This window comes from Marinobacter pelagius (assembly GCF_003315345.1).
GTDB classification, from domain to species: Bacteria; Pseudomonadota; Gammaproteobacteria; order Pseudomonadales; family Oleiphilaceae; genus Marinobacter; species Marinobacter pelagius_A.
This window is the reverse complement of sequence record NZ_QNRO01000001.1, coordinates 22849-43627: the sequence shown is the minus strand read 5'-3', so window position 1 is coordinate 43627 and position 20779 is coordinate 22849. Positions and strand designations below refer to the sequence as shown.

Sequence of the window (20779 nt, the reverse complement as noted above, 5' to 3'; positions counted from 1 at the left end):
TTTGAAAACACTGGATCATCCCAAAAGACCCGAGCAGATGCAGGATACTTACACTTTCAAGGAAATCCCGTCACAGCGGCCCAACACCCCGCTACTGGACCGGATTGATGTACCGGCCCAGCTCCGTGAGCTGCCGGCTGAACAGCTGACCCAGCTGGCCCGGGAACTGCGGGCGTTCCTGCTGTGGTCCGTCGGCCAGACCGGCGGGCATTTTGGTGCCGGGCTGGGCGTACTGGAGCTGACCGTCGCCCTCCACTATGTGTTCAACACCCCGGAGGATCGCCTGGTCTGGGACGTGGGCCATCAGGCCTACCCTCACAAGATCCTCACCGGCCGCCGGGAACAGATGGGCAGCATTCGCCGCAAGGGCGGCCTGGCCGGCTTCCCCAAGCGCGCCGAAAGCGAATACGACACCTTCGGAGTGGGCCACTCCAGCACCTCCATCAGTGCCGCTTTGGGCATGGCTATCGCCGCCCGCATGCAGAACACCGGCCGCAAGAGCATTGCCGTGATCGGCGATGGCGCCATGACCGCGGGCATGGCCTTCGAGGCCCTGAACCATGCCGGCCACCTGCATGCCAACATGCTGGTGATCCTGAACGACAACGACATGTCGATCTCCCGGAACGTGGGAGGCCTGTCCAACTATTTCGCCAAACTGCTGTCCAGCCGCACCTACAACCAGGTCCGGGACAGCAGCAAGAAGGTGCTGCAGGGTGCGCCGCACCTGATGGCCCTGGCTAAGAAGACCGAGGAACACTTCAAGGGCATGATTGCCCCGGGCACCCTGTTCGAGGAACTCGGGTTCAACTACATCGGCCCTATCGATGGCCATGATCTGCCGCTGCTGGTGGAGACCCTGGAAAACATCCGCGAGCTGGACGGCCCGCAGTTCCTGCACGTGGTGACCACCAAGGGCAAGGGGTTCGCCCCGGCCGAGGCCGACCCGATCGGCTACCACGCCATCAACAAGATCGAGCCGGTGCCACCGAGCAAGCCGGAACCGGTCACCCCCAAGCCGGCCAAACCGAAGTACGCCAATGTCTTCGGCCAGTGGCTGTGTGATGCCGCCGAGCAGGACGAACGGGTGGTGGGCATCACGCCGGCCATGTGTGAGGGCTCTGATCTGCTGGCCTTCTCCCAGCGCTTCCCGGATCGCTATTTCGACGTTGCCATTGCCGAGCAACACTCCGTGACCCTGGCGGCAGGCCTGGCCTGCGACGGCGCCAAACCGGTGGTGGCGATCTACTCCACATTCCTGCAAAGGGGCTATGACCAGCTGATCCATGACGTGGCCATCCAGAACCTGGATGTGCTCTTTGCCATCGACCGGGCCGGTCTGGTGGGCGAAGACGGTCCGACCCACGCCGGTGCGTTCGATATCAGCTACCTGCGCTGCATCCCCAACATGGTGGTGATGACTCCGTCCGACGAGAACGAGACCCGGCAGATGCTCCAGACCGGCATGCTGTTCAACGGCCCTGCGGCGGTACGTTATCCCCGTGGCACCGGACCGGGCGCGAAGATCGAGCCCGAGCTCATACCGCTGGAGCTAGGCAAGGGTCGCCGCATCCGGGAAGGCAGCGGAGTCGCCATCCTGAACTTCGGCACCCTGCTCGCACCCGCACTGGAAGCGGCCGAGGCACTGGGCGCCACCGTTGCCGACATGCGCTTCGTCAAACCGCTGGATGAGGAGCTGGTACTGGAACTGGCCGAGCAGCATGACCTGCTGGTGACCCTGGAAGAGAACGTGATCGCCGGCGGCGCCGGCAGTGCGGTCACGGAATTCCTGAACCACCGCGAAGTCGCCCAGCCGGTGCTTCAGCTCGGGCTGCCGGATACCTTTATCGACCACGGCAAGCATGGGGAACTGTTGAGCGACTGCGGTCTGGACGCCGAGGGCATCCGCTCGGCCATTGCCGAACGTCTGGAACGGCTCCAGCGCTCCAGTCTCAAAGCGGTCAAATAACCTCTGCTCCCAACAAAAAAGCCCGCGTCCGGAGACGCGGGCTTTTTCGTATGATTCGGTGCCGGGAGGCCGATTACTCGGGATCGTCGTCCTGGTGCGTTTCCAGCCAGTGTCCCAGTTTGCTCTGCTTGGTATTGAGGTAGTTCTCGTTGTGCGGATTGCGCCCCACATGCAACGGGACCCGCTCGGCAATGTCGATGCCGTAAGACTCCAGCGCCTTGACCTTGCGCGGGTTGTTGGTCATCAATCGCAGGCTGCTGACCCCCAGGTGTTCCAGCATATCCTTGCACATGCTGTAATCCCGCAAATCCGCGGCAAAACCGAGCTGCTCGTTGGCCTCGACCGTATCGGCACCCTGGTCCTGCAGGTGGTAGGCACGAATCTTGTTCAGCAGACCGATACCCCGACCCTCCTGGCGCAGGTACATAAGGATACCCCGCCCTTCGCGTGCAATGCTGCGCAAGGCTTCCTCAAGCTGATAGCCACAATCACAGCGCATGCTGTAAAGGGCATCACCGGTCAGGCATTCGGAGTGGGTCCGGGCCAGCATCGGCTCATCACTATCCAGGTCCCCCAGGGTCAGGGCGACGTGCTCCTTTCCGGTATCCGGCTCTTCGAAACCGTGCATGTCAAACACCCCGAACGGGGTCGGCAACCGGCAGGTCTGGATGTAACGAACAGCCACAGTGTTTCCTCGTGGTTCAATCAATCGGGGCGCGCATTCTATCACGTGGCCGCCGGCTTGGCGTAGTCTTGGCACAGTGGGCTCTCCGGTGGTGAATCGTTACCGGATAGTACGCTCCCTGCTGCGGGCCGGATCAGGCCTGCCCGGCCACCCAGTGGCCGCTGCGGCCGCCCTTCTTCTCGAGCAACCGCACGTTGTCCACGACCATGCCGCGATCCACCGCCTTGCACATGTCATACAGCGTGAGCGCCGCCACGCTGGCAGCGGTCAGGGCCTCCATTTCGACCCCGGTCTGGCCCGAAAGCTTGCAGCGGGTCAGGATATGTACCGAGGCGCCATCCTCGCCCGGATTCAGCTCAACCTTCACCGAGGTCAGGTTCAGGCTGTGGCACAGGGGAATCAGCTCATGGGTTTTCTTGGCTGCCATGATGCCCGCGATCCGGGCCACGGCCAGCACATCACCCTTGGGATGCTCGCCCTCGATGATCATTTTCAGTGTTTCCGGCGCCATGCGGATGGTGGCTTCGGCACGGGCTTCCCGCTCGGTCACGTCCTTATCGGTGACATCGACCATGCGGGCTTCGCCCTTCTCGTCCAGGTGGGTCAGCTTGCTCACGGTTTCTCCAGAAACATGATTGGAAATGGATTGATCAGATCTCGCCAGCATACCAGACACAGCGGGAGCCAGCCTTGATATCTACCGGTCCGACCGCCACCAGAAGCGGATGCCGGCAACGCCCTGGCCACCCAGCCGGCGCGCCGCAATTGCTTCCCCCGGGCCAACCCCACCCAGGGCATACACGGGAATGACCGCTTGCGCCACCAGGGCTTCGAATTGCTCCCAGCCCATGGCCGGACGCCCCGGATGACTCCTGGTCGGCTGTACCGGACCCAGAGTGGCGTAATCAGCCCCCAGGGCTGCGGCATGGGCGAGCTGATCTCCATCGTGGCAGGACACGCCCAGCCACACCGACTCCGGAACCGGACGGCTGACCAGGGCCTGCGCCTCCCGCCAGGGCAGGTGCAGACCGCCGGCACCCGGCACGGCATCAAATATTTGCGGGCTGCCATGCAGGATCGGCGTCAGCCCCTGCTCTGCGCATAAGGCCACCGCTTTGCTGGCGAAGCGGACGTAGTCCTCCGGTGACAGCTCGGGGGCGCGCAGCACCACACAGGTGGCCCCGGAGGCTTCCAGCTGCTCCAGCCCGCCCTCGAGGCCGGCCAGCCCATCATCGGCAGAGGTCATCGCACCGGTAATGGCCAGTGCCCCGGGCAGCCGCAGGGCACGAATCACCGGGCGATTGGCGACCGGGAAATCCTTATCCCGGAGCTGATCCGGTTCCAGCCAGTCCACCGGTTGTCCTTCCCGGCCCTCGGGCTCTCCAGAGGCCTCAGAGGTGCGCCAGACGTCGAGGAATACCCGCTTGTCGCCGTAGTCGTGGCGGATTCCAATGACCGGCTCCAGGGAGCTCTCGGAGAGACTCAGACCGGTTTCCTCGGCAATTTCCCGGACCAGAGCCTGCTGGACGGTCTCACCCGGCTCGACCTTGCCACCGGGGAACTCCAGCAACCCGCCCTGGTGTACGTGATCGGGGCGACGGGCGATCAGCACCCGGCCGTCCCGGACGATGACACCGACCGCCACATGGATCTCCCGGACCGGGCTTTGCATTGCGGCCATGCTCAGGTCCGGTACTCCGCGTTGATGGTCACGTAGTCGTGGGAAAAATCACAGGTCCAGACCGTCTCCCGGATGTCGCCCCGCTTCAGGTCGATGGAAATGGTGATTTCCTCCTGATCCATTACCGCCTGACCCCGCTCCTCGGAGTAGTCATCCGCCCGGCCACCCTGGCGCACCAGGCAGACATCGCCCAGGTAGATTTCCAGGGCATTAAGATCCAGATCAGGCACACCAGCACGGCCAACCGCCGCCAGGATCCGGCCCCAGTTCGGATCAGAGGCAAACAGCGCAGTCTTGACCAGCGGCGAATGGGCCACGGTGTAGGCTACGTCCAGGGCTTCCTGCTGGCTGGCCGCCCCGCTGACATCGATGGTGACAAACTTGGTGGCACCCTCCCCGTCACGGACGATGGCGTGGGCCAGATCCAGGTAGACCTGCTGCAACGCCTCCCGCAATGTCGCCAATTCAGGGCTGTCGGCGGTAATCTCCGGGCCGCTGTACTGACCGGAGGCCATCAGCATGCAGGCATCGTTGGTGGAGGTATCACCATCAATGGTGATCCGGTTGAAGGATTTCTCCCCCAGCTCCGAAGCCAGTGTCTGGAGTACGTCCGGGGCAATCCGGGCGTCGGTGGCGATGAAACCGAGCATGGTCGCCATGTTCGGGCGGATCATGCCCGCACCCTTGCTGATCCCGGAAATGGTCACGGTATGGCCGCCAAGGTCCACCTGGCAGGAGGCCCCCTTGGGCCGGGTATCGGTGGTCATGATCCCGCTGGCCGCCTCGGCCCAGCGATTCTCCGCAGTATTGGCGAGCGCCTCGGGCAGGGCCCCGACAATCTTGTCTACCGGCAGCGGCTCGCCGATCACGCCGGTGGAAAACGGCAACACCTCATCGGCGCTGATACCGGCGTTGTGCGCCAGCGCCTGACAGCAGGCAATGGCATCCTTCATGCCCCGCTCGCCGGTACCGGCATTGGCATTCCCGGTGTTCACCAGCAGATAACGTGGCGCTGTCCGGGCCAGGTGTTGCCGGCTTAGGGTGACCGGCGCGGCACAGAACTGATTACGGGTAAAGATGCCCGCTACCCGACTACCGGGGGCGAGCTCGAAGACCACCACATCCTTCCGGCCGGGCTTCTTGATGCCCGCACTGGCAATGCCCAACTTGACGCCGGCTACCGGGAAAAACTCGGGTAAGGTGCCTGGACCTACCGCCATCCTGCCTCTCCTCTCACTCAATCCAATCAGTAACTTTCAAAACGCAAAAACCCGCAGCCTGCGCCTGTCAGGTTGCGGGTCGTTGACCGGGTTCAGTGCGCCGGGGTCAGCTGACCTTGCCGCAGCACTGTTTGTACTTTTTGCCGGACCCGCAGGGACAGGGCTCGTTTCGCCCCACCTTGCGCTCCTGGCGGACAAAGGTTTCCGGCGTCGCGGACTGCCGCTCTCCCTCACCGTCGCCCTCGCCTTCCGCCTGGCTCTGGGCGGTGGCGCTGGTCTCGTCATGGCGCATGCGGGCACGGGCCAGCTCTCTCTCGAGCTCGGCCTTGCGGCGACGCTCCACCTCTTCCATTTCCTCGGGAGTCTGCACCCGGACATGACTCAGGATGCGGGCAATATCCCGCTTCATGGTCTCCAGCATTTCCTCGAACAGGTTGAACGCCTCGCGCTTGTATTCCTGCTTCGGGTTCTTCTGGGCATAACCGCGCAGGTGAATACCCCGGCGCAGATGGTCCATGTTGGACAGGTGCTCTTTCCAGAGGGTATCGAGTACCTGCAGGAACACCTGCTTCTCGAACTTGCGCATGGCTTCGGAGCCGGCAATGGCTTCCTTGGCCTCGTAGGCGGCGACAATCTCGTTGAGGATCTTCTCCCGCAGGCTTTCCTCGTAGAGTTTACTGTCTTCCTTCAGCCACTGCTGGATGGGCAGCTCGATGGCCATCTCGGACTGAAGCTGGGACTCGAGACCCGCCACATCCCACTGTTCCGGCATGCTCTGGGGCGGGATGTACTCGCTGACCAGTTCGCTGACCACATCCTCACGGATGGTCTTGATCATGTCCGAGATATCCTCGGAGGACATGACCTCGTTACGCTGGTCGTAGATCACGGTACGCTGGTCGTTGGCAACGTCATCGTATTCCAGCAGGGTCTTCCGCATATCGAAGTTGCGGCCTTCCACCTTGCGCTGGGACTTCTCGATGGCGTTGGTGACCATGCGATGCTCGATGGCCTCACCCTTCTTCATGCCCATGGCCTGCATCAGGCTCTTCACCCGATCCGGGGCGAAAATCCGCATCAGGTTATCTTCCAGGGACAGGAAGAAGCGGGATGACCCCGGATCCCCCTGACGACCGGCACGGCCACGCAGCTGGTTGTCGATCCGACGGGACTCGTGGCGCTCGGTACCGATGATATGCAGGCCACCGGCCTCCAGCACCTGATTATGGCGCTCGGTCCATTCGGCCTTCATCTTGGCGACGGCTTCCTCGGTGGGATTTTCCATCGCCGCGACTTCGTATTCCCAGTTACCACCGAGAACGATGTCGGTACCCCGGCCGGCCATGTTGGTGGCGATGGTCACCGCACCCGGGCGACCGGCCTGGGCCACGATCATGGCCTCGGACTCGTGCTGCTTGGCGTTCAGGATCTTGTGGTCGATCCGGGCCTTCTTGAGCAACATCGACAGCAGCTCGGAGGCCTCGATGGAGGCAGTACCGACCAGGATCGGGCGCCCCTCGGCAGTGACGTCCTTGATCTCGTCAATAATGGCGTGGAATTTCTCTTCCTGGGTCAGATACACCAGGTCGTTGTAGTCGATCCGCTGGATCGGCTTGTTCGGCGGAATCACCACCACGTCCAGGCCATAGATCTGGCGGAATTCGAACGCTTCGGTATCGGCGGTACCGGTCATGCCGGCCAGCTTCTCGTACAGACGGAAGTAATTCTGGAAAGTGGTCGAGGCCAGGGTCTGACTCTCGGCCTGAATCCTGACGCCTTCCTTCGCCTCGATGGCCTGGTGCAGGCCCTCACTCCAGCGGCGGCCCGGCATGGTCCGGCCGGTATGCTCGTCAACGATGACCACCTGGTCACCCTGCACGATGTAATCGACATCTTTCTGGAACAGGTGATGGGCCCGCAAGGCCGAGTGAACATGGTGCAGCAGGCTCAGGTTAGCGGCGGAGTAGAGGCTCTCGCCTTCGTTCAGCAGGCCGCGACTGAGCAGCAGTTCCTCGACCTTCTCGTGACCGGTCTCGGTCAGTTCCACCTGGCGGGCTTTCTCATCGATAGTGAAATCGCCGGAAGGCTCGCCCTCTTCAGAAACCTCCCCTTTCTCCAGACTCGGCACCAGCTCATTGATGGCCTGGTAGAGCTTGGAGCTGTCTTCAGCGGCGCCGGAGATGATCAGCGGTGTGCGGGCCTCATCAATGAGGATGGAGTCCACTTCGTCGACGATGGCAAAGTTCAGCCCGCGCTGGACCTTGTCCTCGGTGCTGAATGCCATGTTGTCGCGGAGATAGTCGAAGCCGAATTCGTTGTTGGTGCCGTAAGTGATGTCCGCCTGGTAGGCCGCCTTCTTCTCATCGGGCGCCTGGCCGGCAACGACCACGCCCACCTGCAGGCCCAGGAAACGGTAGAGTTTACCCATCCAGTCGGCATCCCGGCGGGCCAGGTAGTCGTTGACCGTGACCACATGCACACCCTTGCCGGACAGCGAATTGAGGTAGACCGCGGCGGTAGCCACCAGGGTCTTGCCCTCACCGGTCTTCATCTCGGCAATCCGGCCTTCGTGGAGGGTGATGCCACCAATCAGCTGCACGTCATAGTGACGCATGCCCATGACCCGACGGCTGGCTTCCCGAACCGTGGCAAAGGCCTCGGGCAACAGGGCATCGAGGCTCTCACCCTCTTCCACACGGCGACGGAACTCAGCGGTCTTGCCCTGCAACTCGGTATCGGAAAAATTGCCAAACTGCTCTTCAAGTTCGTTGATGCGCGCAACTTGTTTCCGCATCCTCTTGATTTCTCTGGCATTTTTGCTGCCGAACATCTTGGTTGCAAGCTTTGTGAACATAGACCACTGCTTCTTTAATTAAACGAGGGAAGCCGGCATTCTAACCTTATTTCCCGACAGGACAAAAGGCGCACCTCACAACTGCCGGAATGAAAGTATCGGAATGCCAACGACTTGCCCTCCAGGCATGCACAAGCACCGCCCGGAGGACTACGAAAGGAGAGAACGGAGAAACCGGGACAAGACAAAACGGGCGATCAGTGATCTGCTCGCGCGATGTACTTCACAGGATCCTTGGTGCGACCATTCTGCAACACCTCGAAATGCACATGAGGACCGGTGGAGCGCCCGGTGCTACCCATCAGGGCAACCACCTGCCCCTTCTGGACAACATCGCCAACCCCGACTTTAACCGTCTTGCAATGCGCGTAACGGGTGACAAGTCCATCCCCATGGTCAATTTCGACCAGGTTTCCATAGCCATAACGCTCGCCTGACCAGGTGACCACACCACCGGCCACAGCAATGATATCACTGCCATCCTTGCCGGCGAGATCCACTCCGCCGTGCCAGGCACGTTTTCCGGTGAAAGGATCAGAACGATAACCATACTTCGAGGACAACCAGCCCCAGGTGATGGGCCGGCCCTCGACATACATCTCTTCTTCGAGCTTCTGGCGGGAGGCCAGCTTGTCCAGCAGGCGCAGTTGCTGTTCCCGGTCGGCCAGCTGCGCCTCCATGCGTTCGATCATGTCGGTCAGCGCCGGTGCGGAGAAGGATTCCCGGGTTTCAGGGCCTTCAGGACCACCGACGGCCGGCGGCTCATCAAAGTTGAATTCTTCGCTGGCGACCAGTCCGGACTCCACAAATCGCTGTCCCAGGGCATCCAGGCGCAACATTCGGCCCTGGAGCTCACCGAGGCGCAGGGTCAGGGCATCGACCTGTTCACGAACCCGCTCTTCAACGGCGGCCAGTTCCTTTTGCTGGTCTTCCAGCTTGCCTTTCCAGTGTGCCACCAGTTCCGACGGCGTCGGCTCCTGGGCTTTGACCTTGCTCATGGCCACCTGGTAGCCGCCCCAGACCGCCGCACTGATCAGGGCGATTGCCAACACCAGCATAGCGGCCAGGAACCTGCCATTCAGTGCGACAACGCGGGACTTCCCGTGGTGTTTGCCTACGAGGATAATGTTCATATCGTCTTCTGGTTTCATCGGGGAGCCGCAAGCCTGATCCTGCGTGTTGCGGCCCGGGATGTCCGAATGGGTCTGGCCTTTCCCTGGCGACAACTACGTACTGAATAATCGCAGCGCCCGCTGGACATAGGTATTTGTGACAATGTAAAACGAGTCTGAAGCGGGCACTACCCTCAAAGCGTGCCGAAGTGTAACCAATCGTAAATGGAACCGTCGAGTAAAAACGCGTCAATGAGCCGGAAACGTGAACAGAAAATGAGCTTCGACAAGGTCGGCGGCAACCCGGCCCTGCGCGAACTCATGGCCAAAGCCGAGCTGCACCGGCAGGCGGAAGAGCAGATTCTCGATGCCCTTCCAAAAGAACTGGCCAGCGGTGTTCGCTTCCTCAGCTGCCAGGAAGGCGAACTGATACTGTCTGCCGCAAACGCAACGCGGGCCAGCCAGATCCGTTTCCGCCAGCATGAGATCATGGCCAGCGTCCGGGAGCAGGAACTGTTCCGTTACGTGTGGAAACTGAAAGTGAAGGTGGCGCCACCGCGCTTAAGGGAGACAAAACGCACTGAAAAGCAGCCCCTGAGCAAAGAAAATGCCCGGCTCCTCGCAGAGGAGGCCGGGCACACGAAGGATAAAGCTTTACGCGAGGTTCTCGAAAAACTCGCAAGCCACGCCCGCGATTAAGGCGTCCTGCCTTAACCCTGAGCTGCCAGCACAGGCTTCATGTAGGAGATGGGCGCGGTCGCTTCGTCATCGAAGGTAACCACTTCCCACGCATCCTCTTCGGCCCGGAGCTTACGGAGCAGCTTGTTGTTCAGGTCGTGACCGGACTTCACACCGCGAAACTCACCGATCAGGCTGTTACCGAGCAGGTACAGGTCGCCGATGGCGTCCAGCACCTTGTGCTTGACGAACTCATCGTCGTAACGAAGACCGTCTTCGTTCAGGATCTTGTAGTCGTCAACCACGATGGCGTTATCGACAGAGCCACCCAGCGCCAGATTCATCGCACGCAGCTTCTCGATGTCACGCATGAACCCGAAGGTCCGGGCGCGGGACACTTCCTTCACGAAGGAAGTGCTGGAGAAATCCACGGTCGCGGTCTGGGCACGGCCCTTGAACACCGGGTGGTCGAAGTCGATACCGAAGGAGACCTTGAACCCCTCGAAAGGCAGGAAGGTCGCTTTCTTGTCGCCTTCTTCCACGGTAACTTCGCGCTTGATGCGGATAAAGCGCTTGGCCGCGTCCTGCTCGGCGATGCCGGCAGACTGCAGCAGGAACACGAACGGTCCGGCGGAGCCGTCCATGATGGGCACTTCAGCCGCGCTGAGCTCCACGAAGCAGTTATCAATACCGAGACCAGCCATGGCTGACAGCAGGTGCTCTACTGTTGCCACACGGACACCGTTCTTTACCAGCGTCGTGGACAGCATGGTCTCACCCACATTTTCCGCACAGGCGCGAATCTCGACCATCGGGTCCAGATCCGTACGGCGGAAGATGATACCCGAGTCTACCGGAGCCGGCTTCAGGGTCAGGTAAACCTTCTCTCCTGAGTGCAGGCCCACACCGGTAGCCCGGATGGTGTTTTTGAGTGTCCGTTGTCTGATCATCGGTTCATCATTCCGTCACAAAATGGCGATATTCTAGGCAAAAAACTGCCCGGAGAATATCAGAAATTAAGACTGAGTACCATTTGACCAAGAGGGCTTTGCCTCAAATTTACACAAAGCCAACACTCGGCACTCAGCGCACGTAATTTCCGGCAGTCAGGTTCCCTTATTCGGCAAAAAAGCCGAGTTGGATTCCCGTACTCATAACCGGCTCACAGTTGCGACAGATTATCAATCAGCCTGGCGGCGAAGGAATGCGGGAATATCGAGATAGTCCACGCCCTGCTCTTCGCTTTCCTTGTTCTGATCGATAGCCACGTTACCGCTGGACACGGCGCGACGACGCAGAACCGCTGGGCGATCCAGCTGGTTGTAGTCGGTCTTGCCATCCAGGGTACGGGTGTTGTCGACAACCTTTGTCGGCTTCTCGCGATCACCGCCCAGGCCGGTAGCAACAACAGTCACCTTGAGTTCGTCGGTCATTTCCGGATCGATCACAGTACCGACCACAACGGTCGCGGAATCGGACGCGAACTCACGCACAATGTCGCCAACCTCCGAAAACTCGCCCAGGTTGAGATCCATGCCGGCCGTGATATTGACCAGGATACCCTTGGCGCCCTGTAGGTTGATGTCCTCGAGCAGCGGGCTGCGCACGGCGGCCTCCGCAGCTTCCCGGGCGCGGTTCTCGCCGGTGGCGCGGGCGGTACCCATCATGGCCATGCCCATCTCCGACATCACCGTCTTCACGTCCGCGAAGTCAACGTTGATCATGCCGTTGCGGGTGATCAGGTCGGCAATGCCCTGCACAGCACCCAGCAGCACATCGTTGGCTGAGGCAAAGGCATCCAGCAGGCTGGTCTTCTTGCCCATGACCGCCAGCAGCTTCTCGTTGGGAATGGTGATCAGGGAGTCAACGCTCTCCTCGAGCTCCTTCAGACCCTCTTCGGCCACACTCATGCGCTTGCCGCCTTCGAACATGAACGGCTTGGTGACCACGGCCACGGTCAGGATACCCAGCTCACGGGCCACCTCGGCAACGATCGGGGCGGCTCCGGTGCCGGTACCTCCGCCCATGCCGGCGGTGATGAACACCATATCAGCGCCCTGCAGGGCCTCTGCGATACGGTCACGGTCTTCCAGAGCAGACTGACGACCTACCTCCGGATTGGCGCCGGCACCCAGGCCCTTGGTGATGTTGCCACCAAGCTGGATTACCTGCCGGGCATCCAGATCAGTCAGCGCCTGGGCATCGGTGTTGGCGCAGATAAATTCCACACCTTCAACGTCGCTGTTGAGCATGTGACGTACGGCATTACCACCGCCACCACCAACACCGACGACTTTAATGACAGCGTTTTGCTGGACATTATCGACGAGTTCGAACATTTCCCCTACTCCTTCGTGCTGTAGACAGCCTATCCAGGCTGTTTTTTCGAGATTTATGTTTTCGAGATACCTTCGTGTACTGCTCGTTCTGGTCGGTCAGAAATGACCGGTAAACCAGGCTTTCATGCGCTCAAACAGCGAGGGGGCCTCTTCCCCCTTGAGCACGGGCGCCCGCCCGAGATCCATCTGGCGGAAGCCATGGATCAGCAACCCCACGCCGGTGGCGTAGATCGGGTTGTTGACCACTTCCGTCATACCGGACACCGCCTGCGGAGAAGCCAGGCGGACCGGCATGTGGAAGATCTCCTCGGCCAGTTCCACCACACCTTCCATGGTGGAGGAACCGCCGGTTATCACGATGCCTGCGGGAATCAGGTCCTCAAATCCGGACCGTCGCAGTTCCGACTGCACCAGAGTGAAAAGCTCCTCGTAACGGGGCTCCACCACTTCGGCCAGTGCCTGCCGCGAAAGATCACGGGGGGCACGGTCGCCGACGCTCGGCACCTTGATGGTTTCATCGGCGCCTGCGAGCTGGGTCAGCGCACAGGCATACTTGATCTTGATCTCTTCGGCATTCTGGGTCGGCGTGCGCAGCGCCATGGCGATGTCGTTGGTGACCTGATCCCCGGCAATGGGGATCACCGCGGTGTGGCGGATGGCGCCGCCGGTAAACACGGCAATGTCAGTGGTGCCACCACCGACATCCACCACGCAGACACCCAGTTCCTTCTCGTCCTCGGTCAGGATGGCGTGACTGGATGCCAGCTGCTCCAGGATGATGTCGTCCACCTCCAGACCGCAGCGCCTGACGCATTTTTCGATGTTCTGGGCCGCATTCACCGCACAGGTCACCAGGTGCACCTTGGCCTCCAGACGGACTCCGGACATGCCCATGGGCTCCTTGATGCCCTCCTGACTGTCAATCACGAACTCCTGCGGCAGGATGTGCAGAATCTTCTGGTCGGCGGGAATAGCCACCGCCTGGGCGGCGTCAATCACCCGGTCGATATCCGCCTGGGTGACCTCCCGGTCCCGGATGGCCACGATGCCATGGGAGTTCAGACTCTTGATGTGGCTGCCCGCGATTCCGGCGTACACCGAATGAATCCGGCAACCGGCCATGAGCTCGGCCTCCTCGACGGCACGCTGGATGGCCTGCACGGTGGTCTCGATATTGACCACCACACCGCGCTTCAGGCCCCGGGACGGGTGGGAGCCAATTCCCACCACCTCAATGGAGCCGTCCATCTTGCGCTTTCCGACGATCGCAACCACCTTCGAGGTTCCGATATCGAGGCCAACAATCATGTTTTCCGTTTCAACCGATGACATGTGTTCCACCAAACCGTTGGTCTGTCGTTAATTTGCTATGAATTCGGTCCGGAAGCCGCGACTGCCTGCTTCCACTGCACCGCAACACCATTGGTGTAGCGGGCGTCCACCCTGCTGACTTCGTCCGACCGGGATGCCAGCCGGGTCTCGTAAACTGTCATGAACCGTTCAAAACGCTCGTCCACCTGGTCCCTGCCCAGAACCACCTCGATGCCGTTCGCCAGGGTCAGGGTCCAGGCACCCCGGGCTTCCAGTGACAGGCCGGCAAAACCGAGCCCGTGGCTGACCAGACGGTCGTTCATCGTCTGCGCCATCCGGATCACCTCCCGCACCCGCTCATCCGGGCCTGCCAGCCGGGGCAGACGACCGGCCACCTCAGGATTGGGCGGCGTGAACAGCTCACCCGTGCGACTGACCAGGCGACCGTCGGTCCAGTAGGCCAGCGGCTTCTTCTCCCGGATATCGATCACCAGCCGATCCGGCCAGACCCGGCGAACCGCCGCGGAAGCCACCCAGGGCCGCTGCTCCAGTTCGTTCTTTATCTCGGAAAGATCGGTCGCAAAATAGCTTTTCCCGATCCAGTTACCTGCCTCCCGCTCAATGGCGACCCGGCTGTCTCCGACAAAGTCACCGTTGACGTCGATTACCAGGATCTGCTGGTCCATGGCACTCAGAACCTTGCCGGTACCCCAGGGCACCAGGGCCGCCAGCAACACAATCAGTGCGCCGAGCCCCACCTGCAGCCAGGGAACGGCAGCGAGGATGCCCCTGAGAACGCCAAACCGGTCCCGCTCGGGACCGAGGGACGTCGCCCCCCGGCGCCGCGGGGGGTCGGACGGAAATGCCCGACTCCGGATCAGCAGGTTCTCAAGCATTGGCATCCTCCAGGCTGTCGCGGAGTATCCGCACCACCAGTTCCTCAAAGCCGATACCTGCAGCCCGCGCCGCCATCGGCACCAGGCTGTGGTCGGTCATGCCGGGGACCGTGTTGACCTCCAGCAGCCAGAAACGGCCATCGGCATCCTGCATCACGTCCACCCGCCCCCAGGTCCGGCAGCCCACCACCCGGAATGCGTCGAGGGCAAGTTGCTGGAGCCGGAGCTCATCCTCGGGGGCCAGCCCGCAAGGAATCCGGTAATGGGTGTCATCGGCCAGGTACTTGGCCTCATAGTCGTAGAACGCGTGGTCGGTGCTCGCACTCAGGCCAATAGCCGGAAGGGCCCGATCCTGCAGCAGGCTCACAGTGAACTCCGGCCCCTCGATCCACTCTTCCACCAGCACCAGGTCGTCCATCGCCGCGGCAGCCCGGTAGGCCTCTACCAGCTCGGACTCGGTCCGCACCTTGCGGATGCCGATACTGGAACCCTCATGCGCCGGTTTGACGCTCAGGGGCGGCTGCAGCTCGGCCATGATCCTGCCGGCTTCGTCCTCGGCGGTCATGGCCCGGAATTTCGGTGTCGGCAGGCCACAGCCTTCGAACACATACTTGGTACGGAGCTTGTCCATGGCCAGGGCCGAAGCCAGCATCTCGCTACCGGTATAGGGAATACCGGCCTGGGACAGGATCGCCTGCAGTGTTCCGTCCTCGCCTCCACGGCCATGGAGGGCAATGAATACCCGGTCAAAATCCGGATCCTCAACGGTTTTCAGCAGGCAGCCCCGGACATCCACCCCGAAGGCATCGACACCGGCGGACTGCAGGGCGGACAGCACGGCCTTTCCGCTCTTCAGGGAAACTTCGCGCTCGGCAGAATCACCGCCCATGAACACGGCAACCCGGCCCAGCGCCTTCACCAGCTCCGGATCCGCCTGATAATCCTGTATCTCGTTGTGGTGCATATCAGTCACCAGAAATCACTCCCGCTGCCGCCAGACGGGCAGCCACACCACCAATATCGCCGGCGCCCTGGGTAATCAGCAGGTCGCCATCCTGCAGCACATTGGCCAGCAGACTCTCGATTTCGCTGTTGTCCTCGACAAACACCGGCTCCACCTTGCCGCGCTGGCGAATACTCCGGCACAGGGAGCGGCCATCTGCCCCCGGAATCGCCGGCTCGCCGGCGGAATACACGTCCATCAGCAGCAGACCGTCCACTTCCGACAGCACCCGGACGAAGTCCTCGTACAGGTCCCGGGTGCGGGTATAACGGTGCGGCTGGTACAACATCACCAAACGGCGGTCCGGCCAGGCGTCATGGGCGGCACGGATCACCGCCTCCACCTCGGTCGGGTGATGGCCGTAATCGTCCACCAGGGTGATGGTGCCTTTCGGGGTCTGGTAATCGCCGTACACCTGGAACCGGCGGCCAACGCCGGCGAAGCCGGCCAGGCCCTTGCAGATGGCGTCGTCCGCCACCCCTTCGTCGGTGGCAACGGCAATGGCTGCCAGGGCATTGAGCACGTTATGACGCCCCGGCATCCGCAACTCCACCGGCAGGTCACTGCGGCCACCCGGGCGCTTGACCACAAAGCGGGTCTTCAGGCCATCAGAGGTAATTTTCTCGGCCCGATAATCCCCCTCGGGGTTGTCGATACCGTAGGTGACAATGGCCCGGGAGATCCGCGGAATGATTTCCTGCACATAACCATCGTCCACACACATCACGGCCACGCCATAGAACGGCAGGTTGTGGAGAAAGTCGACAAAGGTCTGCTTCAGCTTTTCAACATCACCGCCATAGGTATCCATATGGTCGGCCTCAATGTTGGTGACCACGGAAATCACCGGGGTCAGGTGCAGGAAGGAGGCATCGCTCTCATCCGCTTCCGCCACCAGGTAGCGGGAACCACCCAGCTGGGCGTTGGTGCCGGCACTGTTCAGCTTGCCGCCGATCACGAAGGTGGGATCGAGACCTGCCTCGCCCAGTACCGACGCAATCAGGCTGGTGGTCGTGGTCTTACCATGGGTGCCGGCCACGGCAATTCCGTGGCGGTAACGCATGATCTCCGCCAGCATCTCGGCCCGCGGCACGATGGGAACCCTGCGGCTCCGTGCCGCCGCCACTTCCGGGTTGTCAGACTTGACTGCCGTGGACACCACGACAACATCCGCCCGGGCACTGTTCTCTTCCCGGTGGCCGATCTGGACCTCGACACCGAGGGATTTCAGGCGGTCGGTCACCGGCCCCTCTTTCAGATCTGAGCCGGAAACTTCATAGCCCTGGTTTTTCAGGACCTCGGCAATGCCGCTCATGCCGGCGCCACCGATCCCGACAAAGTGGATGTGGCGGATCCGGCGCATTTCCGGCACCTGATAGACCAGTGGCGGATTGGTTGCATCAGCCATTTGCGGCCTCCAGACAGTAATTCACGACTCTCTCCGTTGCATCCGGGCGGGCCAGCGTTCGTGCAGCCTTCGCCATATTCATGACCCTGGTCCGATCCTTTGCCAGGTCTTGCAGGGTTTCGGCCAGGATTGCCGGTGTCAGTTTGGGCTGGGGAATCAGCACCGCAGCCTTCGCATCCACCATTTGTTTCGCATTGGCCGTCTGGTGGTCGTCCACGGCATGGGGGAATGGCACCAGTACCGCTCCGATACCTGCCGCACAAAGCTCGGATACCGTCAGTGCGCCCGAACGACAGATGACCACATCGGCCCAGTTGTAGGCCTCAGCCATATCCCGTATGAACGGCTCGATGCTGGCCGAAACACCCTGTGCCTCGTAGGCAGCCTTCGCCTCGTCCAGGTTCTTCTCACCACACTGGTGACGCACCTCCGGTCGATCCGACTCCGGGATCAGCGCCAGGGCCTCGGGCAACTGCTGATTGAACACCCGCGCTCCGAGGCTGCCGCCAACCACCAGAACACGCAGCTGGCCGGACCGGTCTGCCATGCGGGTTTCCGGCTCCGGCAGACTGGCCAGATCCTGACGCACCGGGTTCCCGGTGCATCGGGTCACCACGTCGGCTCCGAAACTGCCCGGGAAGGCTTCCAGCACGGTCTGGGCAAACCGCACCAGAATGCGGTTGGTCATCCCGGCAATGGCATTCTGCTCATGGATCACCAGGGGTGTCCGGGTCAGCCAGGCGGCCACTCCGCCCGGGCCGGTCACGAAACCACCCATGCCGACGACACAGTCGGGACGAATTCGCCGAACCACCGTAAACGCTTCGCCCAGGGCCCGCATCAGACGAAACGGCGCCAGCAGCAGGGCCAGCTTGCCTTTGCCCCGCAAGCCCGAGATGTGGATGAGCGACAACGGAATGTCGGTATCGCCGATCAGCCGTTGTTCCATTCCACCAGTGGCGCCCAGCCAGTAAACCTCATGCCCCCTGGCCTCAAGGGCCCGGGCAGTGGCCAGCGCCGGGAACACGTGTCCCCCGGTGCCGCCAGCCATCATCAGGAAGCGACGGGATTCAGTCATACACCGCCCCTCCCCGTTTCTTTGAACCGTTTTTCTCACTGGCCACGCGTACCTTGTCGAGCCGTTCCATTTCAATGCGCGCGAGTACACCAATGCACGCGCAGGTAATCATCAGGCTTGACCCGCCATAACTCACCAACGGCAAGGTCAGACCCTTGGTGGGCAGCAGCCCGGTGCTGACCGCCATATTGATCCCGGCCTGCAATCCGATCAGAAGCGTCAGACCATAGGCAAAGCAGGCGCCAAAGGGCATTTCAGCCTTCTCGGCCCGACGGGCAATCACGAAGCCCGAAACCACCAGGATCGTGAACAGGGCCAGTACCAGCAACGACCCCAGCAGACCGAATTCCTCAGCAATGATGGCGAAGATGAAGTCGGTGTGGGCCTCGGGCAGATAGAACAGCTTCTGGATCGAGTTGCCCAGGCCGACACCAGCCCACTCGCCACGGCCGAAGGCAATCAGCGACTGGGTCAGCTGGTACCCGGTATCGAACTGGTCTTTCCAGGGATCCAGGTAACTCACCACCCGTTTCAGCCGGTAAGGCTGTGTGAGCACCAGGATTGTCCCCAGGGCCACCAGGATCGCGATCAACGGCAGGAAACGGGTCAACCGGACGCCACTGAGAAAGATCATGCCGGCCGCTGCCGTCACCAGAACCACCGTGGCACCGAAATCCGGCTGGATAACCAGCAGCACCGAGGCCACGCCCAACACCACCAGCGGCTTCAGAAAGCCGGGCCAGGTATTGAGGAGTTCATCCCGGCGGCGCACCACGTAACCCGCGAGGTAGGCAATCAGGCAAAGTTTCGCCACCTCGGACACCTGCACGTTGAACAGGCCAAACGGGATCCAGCGCGTGGAGCCATTAACCGTGCGCCCCATGGGCGTCAGTACCAGCACCAGTGCCAGCAAGCCGATACCCAGCAGTAACCAGCCACTGCGCTCCCACCAGGCAACCGGCACATTGACCGCCACCAGTGCCACAACGCAGCCCATGGCGGCAAACAGCAACTGGCGGATCACATAGTGGTAGCTGTTACCCATGGTTTCCGCCGCCATGTCCATGGAAGCGGATGAAATCATCACCACACCGACCACCAGCAGTGCCGCCGAGCTGATCACCAGCACCGGCAGAGGCTGGATCTCGCCCAGCCAACTGTTACGGTTCGGAAGGCTGATTCCGGCTGGCATCACAGCGCCTCCACCAGGGTTCGGAACTGATCCCCGCGATCCAGATAGTCGCGGAACATGTCAAAACTGGCGCACGCCGGTGACAGCAGCACCCGGTCATCCGGCCGCGCCTCTTTCCGCGCGGCCGAGACCGCGTCGCTCAGGGTGTCGGCCCGCATGGTCTGAACACCGCTGCCGATGGCTTCCGCTATCCGGTCTGCATCGGTGCCGATCAGCACCACCGCCCGGCAATACAATGCGACCGGCGCTTCCAGGGGCGCGAAGTCCGCGCCCTTGCCATCACCGCCGGCAATCAGCACCACCTTGCCCTGCTCCGGGGCCAGGCTCTCGATGGCCGCCACCGTGGCTCCAACGTTGGTGCCCTTGGAATCATTGATGTAGTCAACGCCCTCGAAACTGCGGACAAACTCACAGCGGTGCGGCAGGCCCCGGAACTCCCGGGCCACCTGCAACATCACGTCCATCGGGAACCCTGCCGCATGGCCAAGGGCCAGTGCCGCCATGACATTGCTAACGTTGTGGCGACCCAGCAGCCGGAGCTCGCTGGTGAGCAGCAGGTTGTCGAACCCGAAGGTGATCCAGGTACCCTGGTCGTCGTCCCGGGTGCTGAACGTGTCCGGATTCACCCGGTGAAAACCGAAACACAAGAAACGCAGGGTATCTCGGGCCATAGGTGTGCTCAGGGCATCATCCAGGTTGACGATGGCATTCTTCGCGCCCCGGAATATCCGCTGCTTGGCCTGGAAGTAGGCCATCTTGTTCGGATAACGGTCCATGTGGTCATCGCTGACATTGAGGACCGTGGCAGCCAGGGCATTGAGTTCATCGGTGGTCTCCAGCTGGAAACTCGACAGCTCCAGCACGTAGAGATCGGCACCGCGCCCGAGCAGATCCAGCGCGGGGGTGCCGATATTGCCTCCGACTTCCACCTTGCACCCGGCCGCTTTCGCCATCTCGCCCACCAGCGTGGTAACCGTGGTCTTGCCGTTGGAACCCGTGATGGCAATGATCGGCGCGTCCGCGGCCTCGGCGAACAGATCGATATCGCCCCGGATCCGGGCGCCACGCTCAGCAGCGCCAGAGATGGCCGGCTCGGCGATGCTGATGCCGGGGCTGACCACCAGCTCGTTGAACCCGGCGAACAGCTCGGCATCGAACGCGCCCAGGTGAACGGGTATTTCCGGCCAGTTCGAGCGCAACTCATCCAGGCCCGGCGGCGCGGCGCGGCTGTCCGCCACCGCGACCTCCCGCCCCTGTTCGGACAGGTAGCGCACGCAGGAGAGCCCGGTCTTGCCGAGTCCTACCACCAATGTGCGACGATCCGAAACAATGACACTCATAGCCGTAGCGTTA

The 20779-nt window shown here is 61.8% G+C and carries 16 protein-coding genes and 1 pseudogene; 2 read left to right on the top strand and 15 right to left on the bottom strand.

Annotation, left to right across the window (positions count from 1 at the left end; translation table 11 throughout):
• Positions 1-37: 37 nt before the first annotated feature.
• Positions 38-1969: a 1-deoxy-D-xylulose-5-phosphate synthase gene (gene dxs, locus DET50_RS00215; RefSeq protein WP_113860900.1), complete on the top strand. Its 1932-nt coding sequence runs from the start codon at positions 38-40 to the stop codon at positions 1967-1969.
• A 73-nt stretch (positions 1970-2042) separates the two neighbouring features.
• Here the strand turns inward: dxs and ribA are convergent, their stop codons facing one another.
• The 6 genes from ribA to DET50_RS00185 form a co-directional block, all read right to left on the bottom strand.
• The gene (gene ribA, locus DET50_RS00210) at positions 2043-2654 is read right to left on the bottom strand and encodes a GTP cyclohydrolase II (RefSeq protein ID WP_113860899.1); all 612 of its coding nucleotides are present in this window, start codon (positions 2652-2654) and stop codon (positions 2043-2045) included.
• A 133-nt stretch (positions 2655-2787) separates the two neighbouring features.
• Complete coding sequence (gene moaC, locus DET50_RS00205) at positions 2788-3321, bottom strand: cyclic pyranopterin monophosphate synthase MoaC (RefSeq protein ID WP_181799896.1); 534 nt, start codon at positions 3319-3321, stop codon at positions 2788-2790.
• A gap of 30 nt (positions 3322-3351) precedes the next feature.
• On the bottom strand, positions 3352-4335 hold the full coding sequence (locus tag DET50_RS00200; protein ID WP_113860897.1) for a Nudix family hydrolase: 984 nt from the start codon (positions 4333-4335) through the stop codon (positions 3352-3354).
• A gap of 2 nt (positions 4336-4337) precedes the next feature.
• The gene (gene argJ, locus DET50_RS00195) at positions 4338-5555 is read right to left on the bottom strand and encodes a bifunctional glutamate N-acetyltransferase/amino-acid acetyltransferase ArgJ (protein WP_113860896.1); all 1218 of its coding nucleotides are present in this window, start codon (positions 5553-5555) and stop codon (positions 4338-4340) included.
• Between the two features lie 106 nt (positions 5556-5661).
• Positions 5662-8409: a preprotein translocase subunit SecA gene (gene secA, locus DET50_RS00190; RefSeq protein WP_113860895.1), complete on the bottom strand. Its 2748-nt coding sequence runs from the start codon at positions 8407-8409 to the stop codon at positions 5662-5664.
• A 197-nt stretch (positions 8410-8606) separates the two neighbouring features.
• Positions 8607-9542, bottom strand: a complete 936-nt coding sequence (locus tag DET50_RS00185) for a M23 family metallopeptidase (RefSeq protein WP_258546011.1) — start codon at positions 9540-9542, stop codon at positions 8607-8609.
• 231 nt (positions 9543-9773) lie between these two features.
• Between DET50_RS00185 and DET50_RS00180 the strand changes: the two genes are divergently transcribed.
• Entirely contained in the window at positions 9774-10220 is a 447-nt protein-coding gene (locus tag DET50_RS00180; protein ID WP_113860893.1) for a DciA family protein, read from the top strand.
• 11 nt (positions 10221-10231) lie between these two features.
• On the opposite strand, the gene lpxC is transcribed toward DET50_RS00180, so the two are convergent.
• The 9 genes and pseudogenes from lpxC to murD all read right to left on the bottom strand — a co-directional run bounded on the left by lpxC (position 10232) and on the right by murD (position 20766).
• Positions 10232-11149: a UDP-3-O-acyl-N-acetylglucosamine deacetylase gene (lpxC, locus tag DET50_RS00175; RefSeq protein ID WP_113860892.1), complete on the bottom strand. Its 918-nt coding sequence runs from the start codon at positions 11147-11149 to the stop codon at positions 10232-10234.
• 399 nt (positions 11150-11548) lie between these two features.
• A pseudogene (gene ftsZ / locus DET50_RS00170) lies at positions 11549-12538 on the bottom strand (cell division protein FtsZ); the annotation flags it as partial.
• Between the two features lie 96 nt (positions 12539-12634).
• A complete protein-coding gene (gene ftsA / locus DET50_RS00160; protein ID WP_113860890.1) occupies positions 12635-13870 on the bottom strand; it encodes a cell division protein FtsA in 1236 nt (411 codons plus the stop codon).
• A 35-nt stretch (positions 13871-13905) separates the two neighbouring features.
• The gene (locus DET50_RS00155) at positions 13906-14745 is read right to left on the bottom strand and encodes a cell division protein FtsQ/DivIB (protein WP_113860889.1); all 840 of its coding nucleotides are present in this window, start codon (positions 14743-14745) and stop codon (positions 13906-13908) included.
• A complete protein-coding gene (locus DET50_RS00150) occupies positions 14738-15718 on the bottom strand; it encodes a D-alanine--D-alanine ligase (protein ID WP_309472644.1) in 981 nt (326 codons plus the stop codon). The genes DET50_RS00155 and DET50_RS00150 overlap by 8 nt, the downstream gene beginning before the upstream one ends.
• Positions 15711-17156 (bottom strand): UDP-N-acetylmuramate--L-alanine ligase, encoded by a 1446-nt coding sequence (murC, locus tag DET50_RS00145; protein ID WP_113860887.1) that lies wholly within the window; start codon positions 17154-17156, stop codon positions 15711-15713. The genes DET50_RS00150 and murC overlap by 8 nt, the downstream gene beginning before the upstream one ends.
• Positions 17149-18234 carry an undecaprenyldiphospho-muramoylpentapeptide beta-N-acetylglucosaminyltransferase gene (gene murG, locus DET50_RS00140; protein WP_113860886.1) on the bottom strand — a complete coding sequence of 362 codons (1086 nt, stop codon included), beginning with the start codon at positions 18232-18234 and terminating at the stop codon, positions 17149-17151. Before murG ends, murC begins: the two co-directional genes overlap by 8 nt.
• Positions 18227-19426 (bottom strand): putative lipid II flippase FtsW, encoded by a 1200-nt coding sequence (ftsW, locus tag DET50_RS00135; protein ID WP_113860885.1) that lies wholly within the window; start codon positions 19424-19426, stop codon positions 18227-18229. The genes murG and ftsW overlap by 8 nt, the downstream gene beginning before the upstream one ends.
• Positions 19426-20766, bottom strand: coding sequence for a UDP-N-acetylmuramoyl-L-alanine--D-glutamate ligase (murD, locus tag DET50_RS00130; protein ID WP_113860884.1), 1341 nt, complete (start codon positions 20764-20766; stop codon positions 19426-19428). The genes ftsW and murD overlap by 1 nt, the downstream gene beginning before the upstream one ends.
• Between the last annotated feature and the right edge of the window lie 13 nt (positions 20767-20779).

What these genes read in the sequence shown, in the direction of transcription:
- dxs (WP_113860900.1), top strand. Translation starts at nt 38, where the DNA reads ATGCAGGATACTTACACTTTCAAGGAAATCCCGTCACAGCGGCCCAAC.
- moaC (WP_181799896.1), bottom strand. Translation starts at nt 3,321, where the DNA reads ATGCTGGCGAGATCTGATCAATCCATTTCCAATCATGTTTCTGGAGAA.
- DET50_RS00200 (WP_113860897.1), bottom strand. Translation starts at nt 4,335, where the DNA reads ATGGCCGCAATGCAAAGCCCGGTCCGGGAGATCCATGTGGCGGTCGGT.
- argJ (WP_113860896.1), bottom strand. Translation starts at nt 5,555, where the DNA reads ATGGCGGTAGGTCCAGGCACCTTACCCGAGTTTTTCCCGGTAGCCGGC.
- secA (WP_113860895.1), bottom strand. Translation starts at nt 8,409, where the DNA reads ATGTTCACAAAGCTTGCAACCAAGATGTTCGGCAGCAAAAATGCCAGA.
- DET50_RS00185 (WP_258546011.1), bottom strand. Translation starts at nt 9,542, where the DNA reads ATGAACATTATCCTCGTAGGCAAACACCACGGGAAGTCCCGCGTTGTC.
- DET50_RS00180 (WP_113860893.1), top strand. Translation starts at nt 9,774, where the DNA reads ATGAGCCGGAAACGTGAACAGAAAATGAGCTTCGACAAGGTCGGCGGC.
- lpxC (WP_113860892.1), bottom strand. Translation starts at nt 11,149, where the DNA reads ATGATCAGACAACGGACACTCAAAAACACCATCCGGGCTACCGGTGTG.
- ftsA (WP_113860890.1), bottom strand. Translation starts at nt 13,870, where the DNA reads ATGTCATCGGTTGAAACGGAAAACATGATTGTTGGCCTCGATATCGGA.
- DET50_RS00155 (WP_113860889.1), bottom strand. Translation starts at nt 14,745, where the DNA reads ATGCTTGAGAACCTGCTGATCCGGAGTCGGGCATTTCCGTCCGACCCC.
- murC (WP_113860887.1), bottom strand. Translation starts at nt 17,156, where the DNA reads ATGGCTGATGCAACCAATCCGCCACTGGTCTATCAGGTGCCGGAAATG.
- murG (WP_113860886.1), bottom strand. Translation starts at nt 18,234, where the DNA reads ATGACTGAATCCCGTCGCTTCCTGATGATGGCTGGCGGCACCGGGGGA.
- ftsW (WP_113860885.1), bottom strand. Translation starts at nt 19,426, where the DNA reads ATGCCAGCCGGAATCAGCCTTCCGAACCGTAACAGTTGGCTGGGCGAG.
- murD (WP_113860884.1), bottom strand. Translation starts at nt 20,766, where the DNA reads ATGAGTGTCATTGTTTCGGATCGTCGCACATTGGTGGTAGGACTCGGC.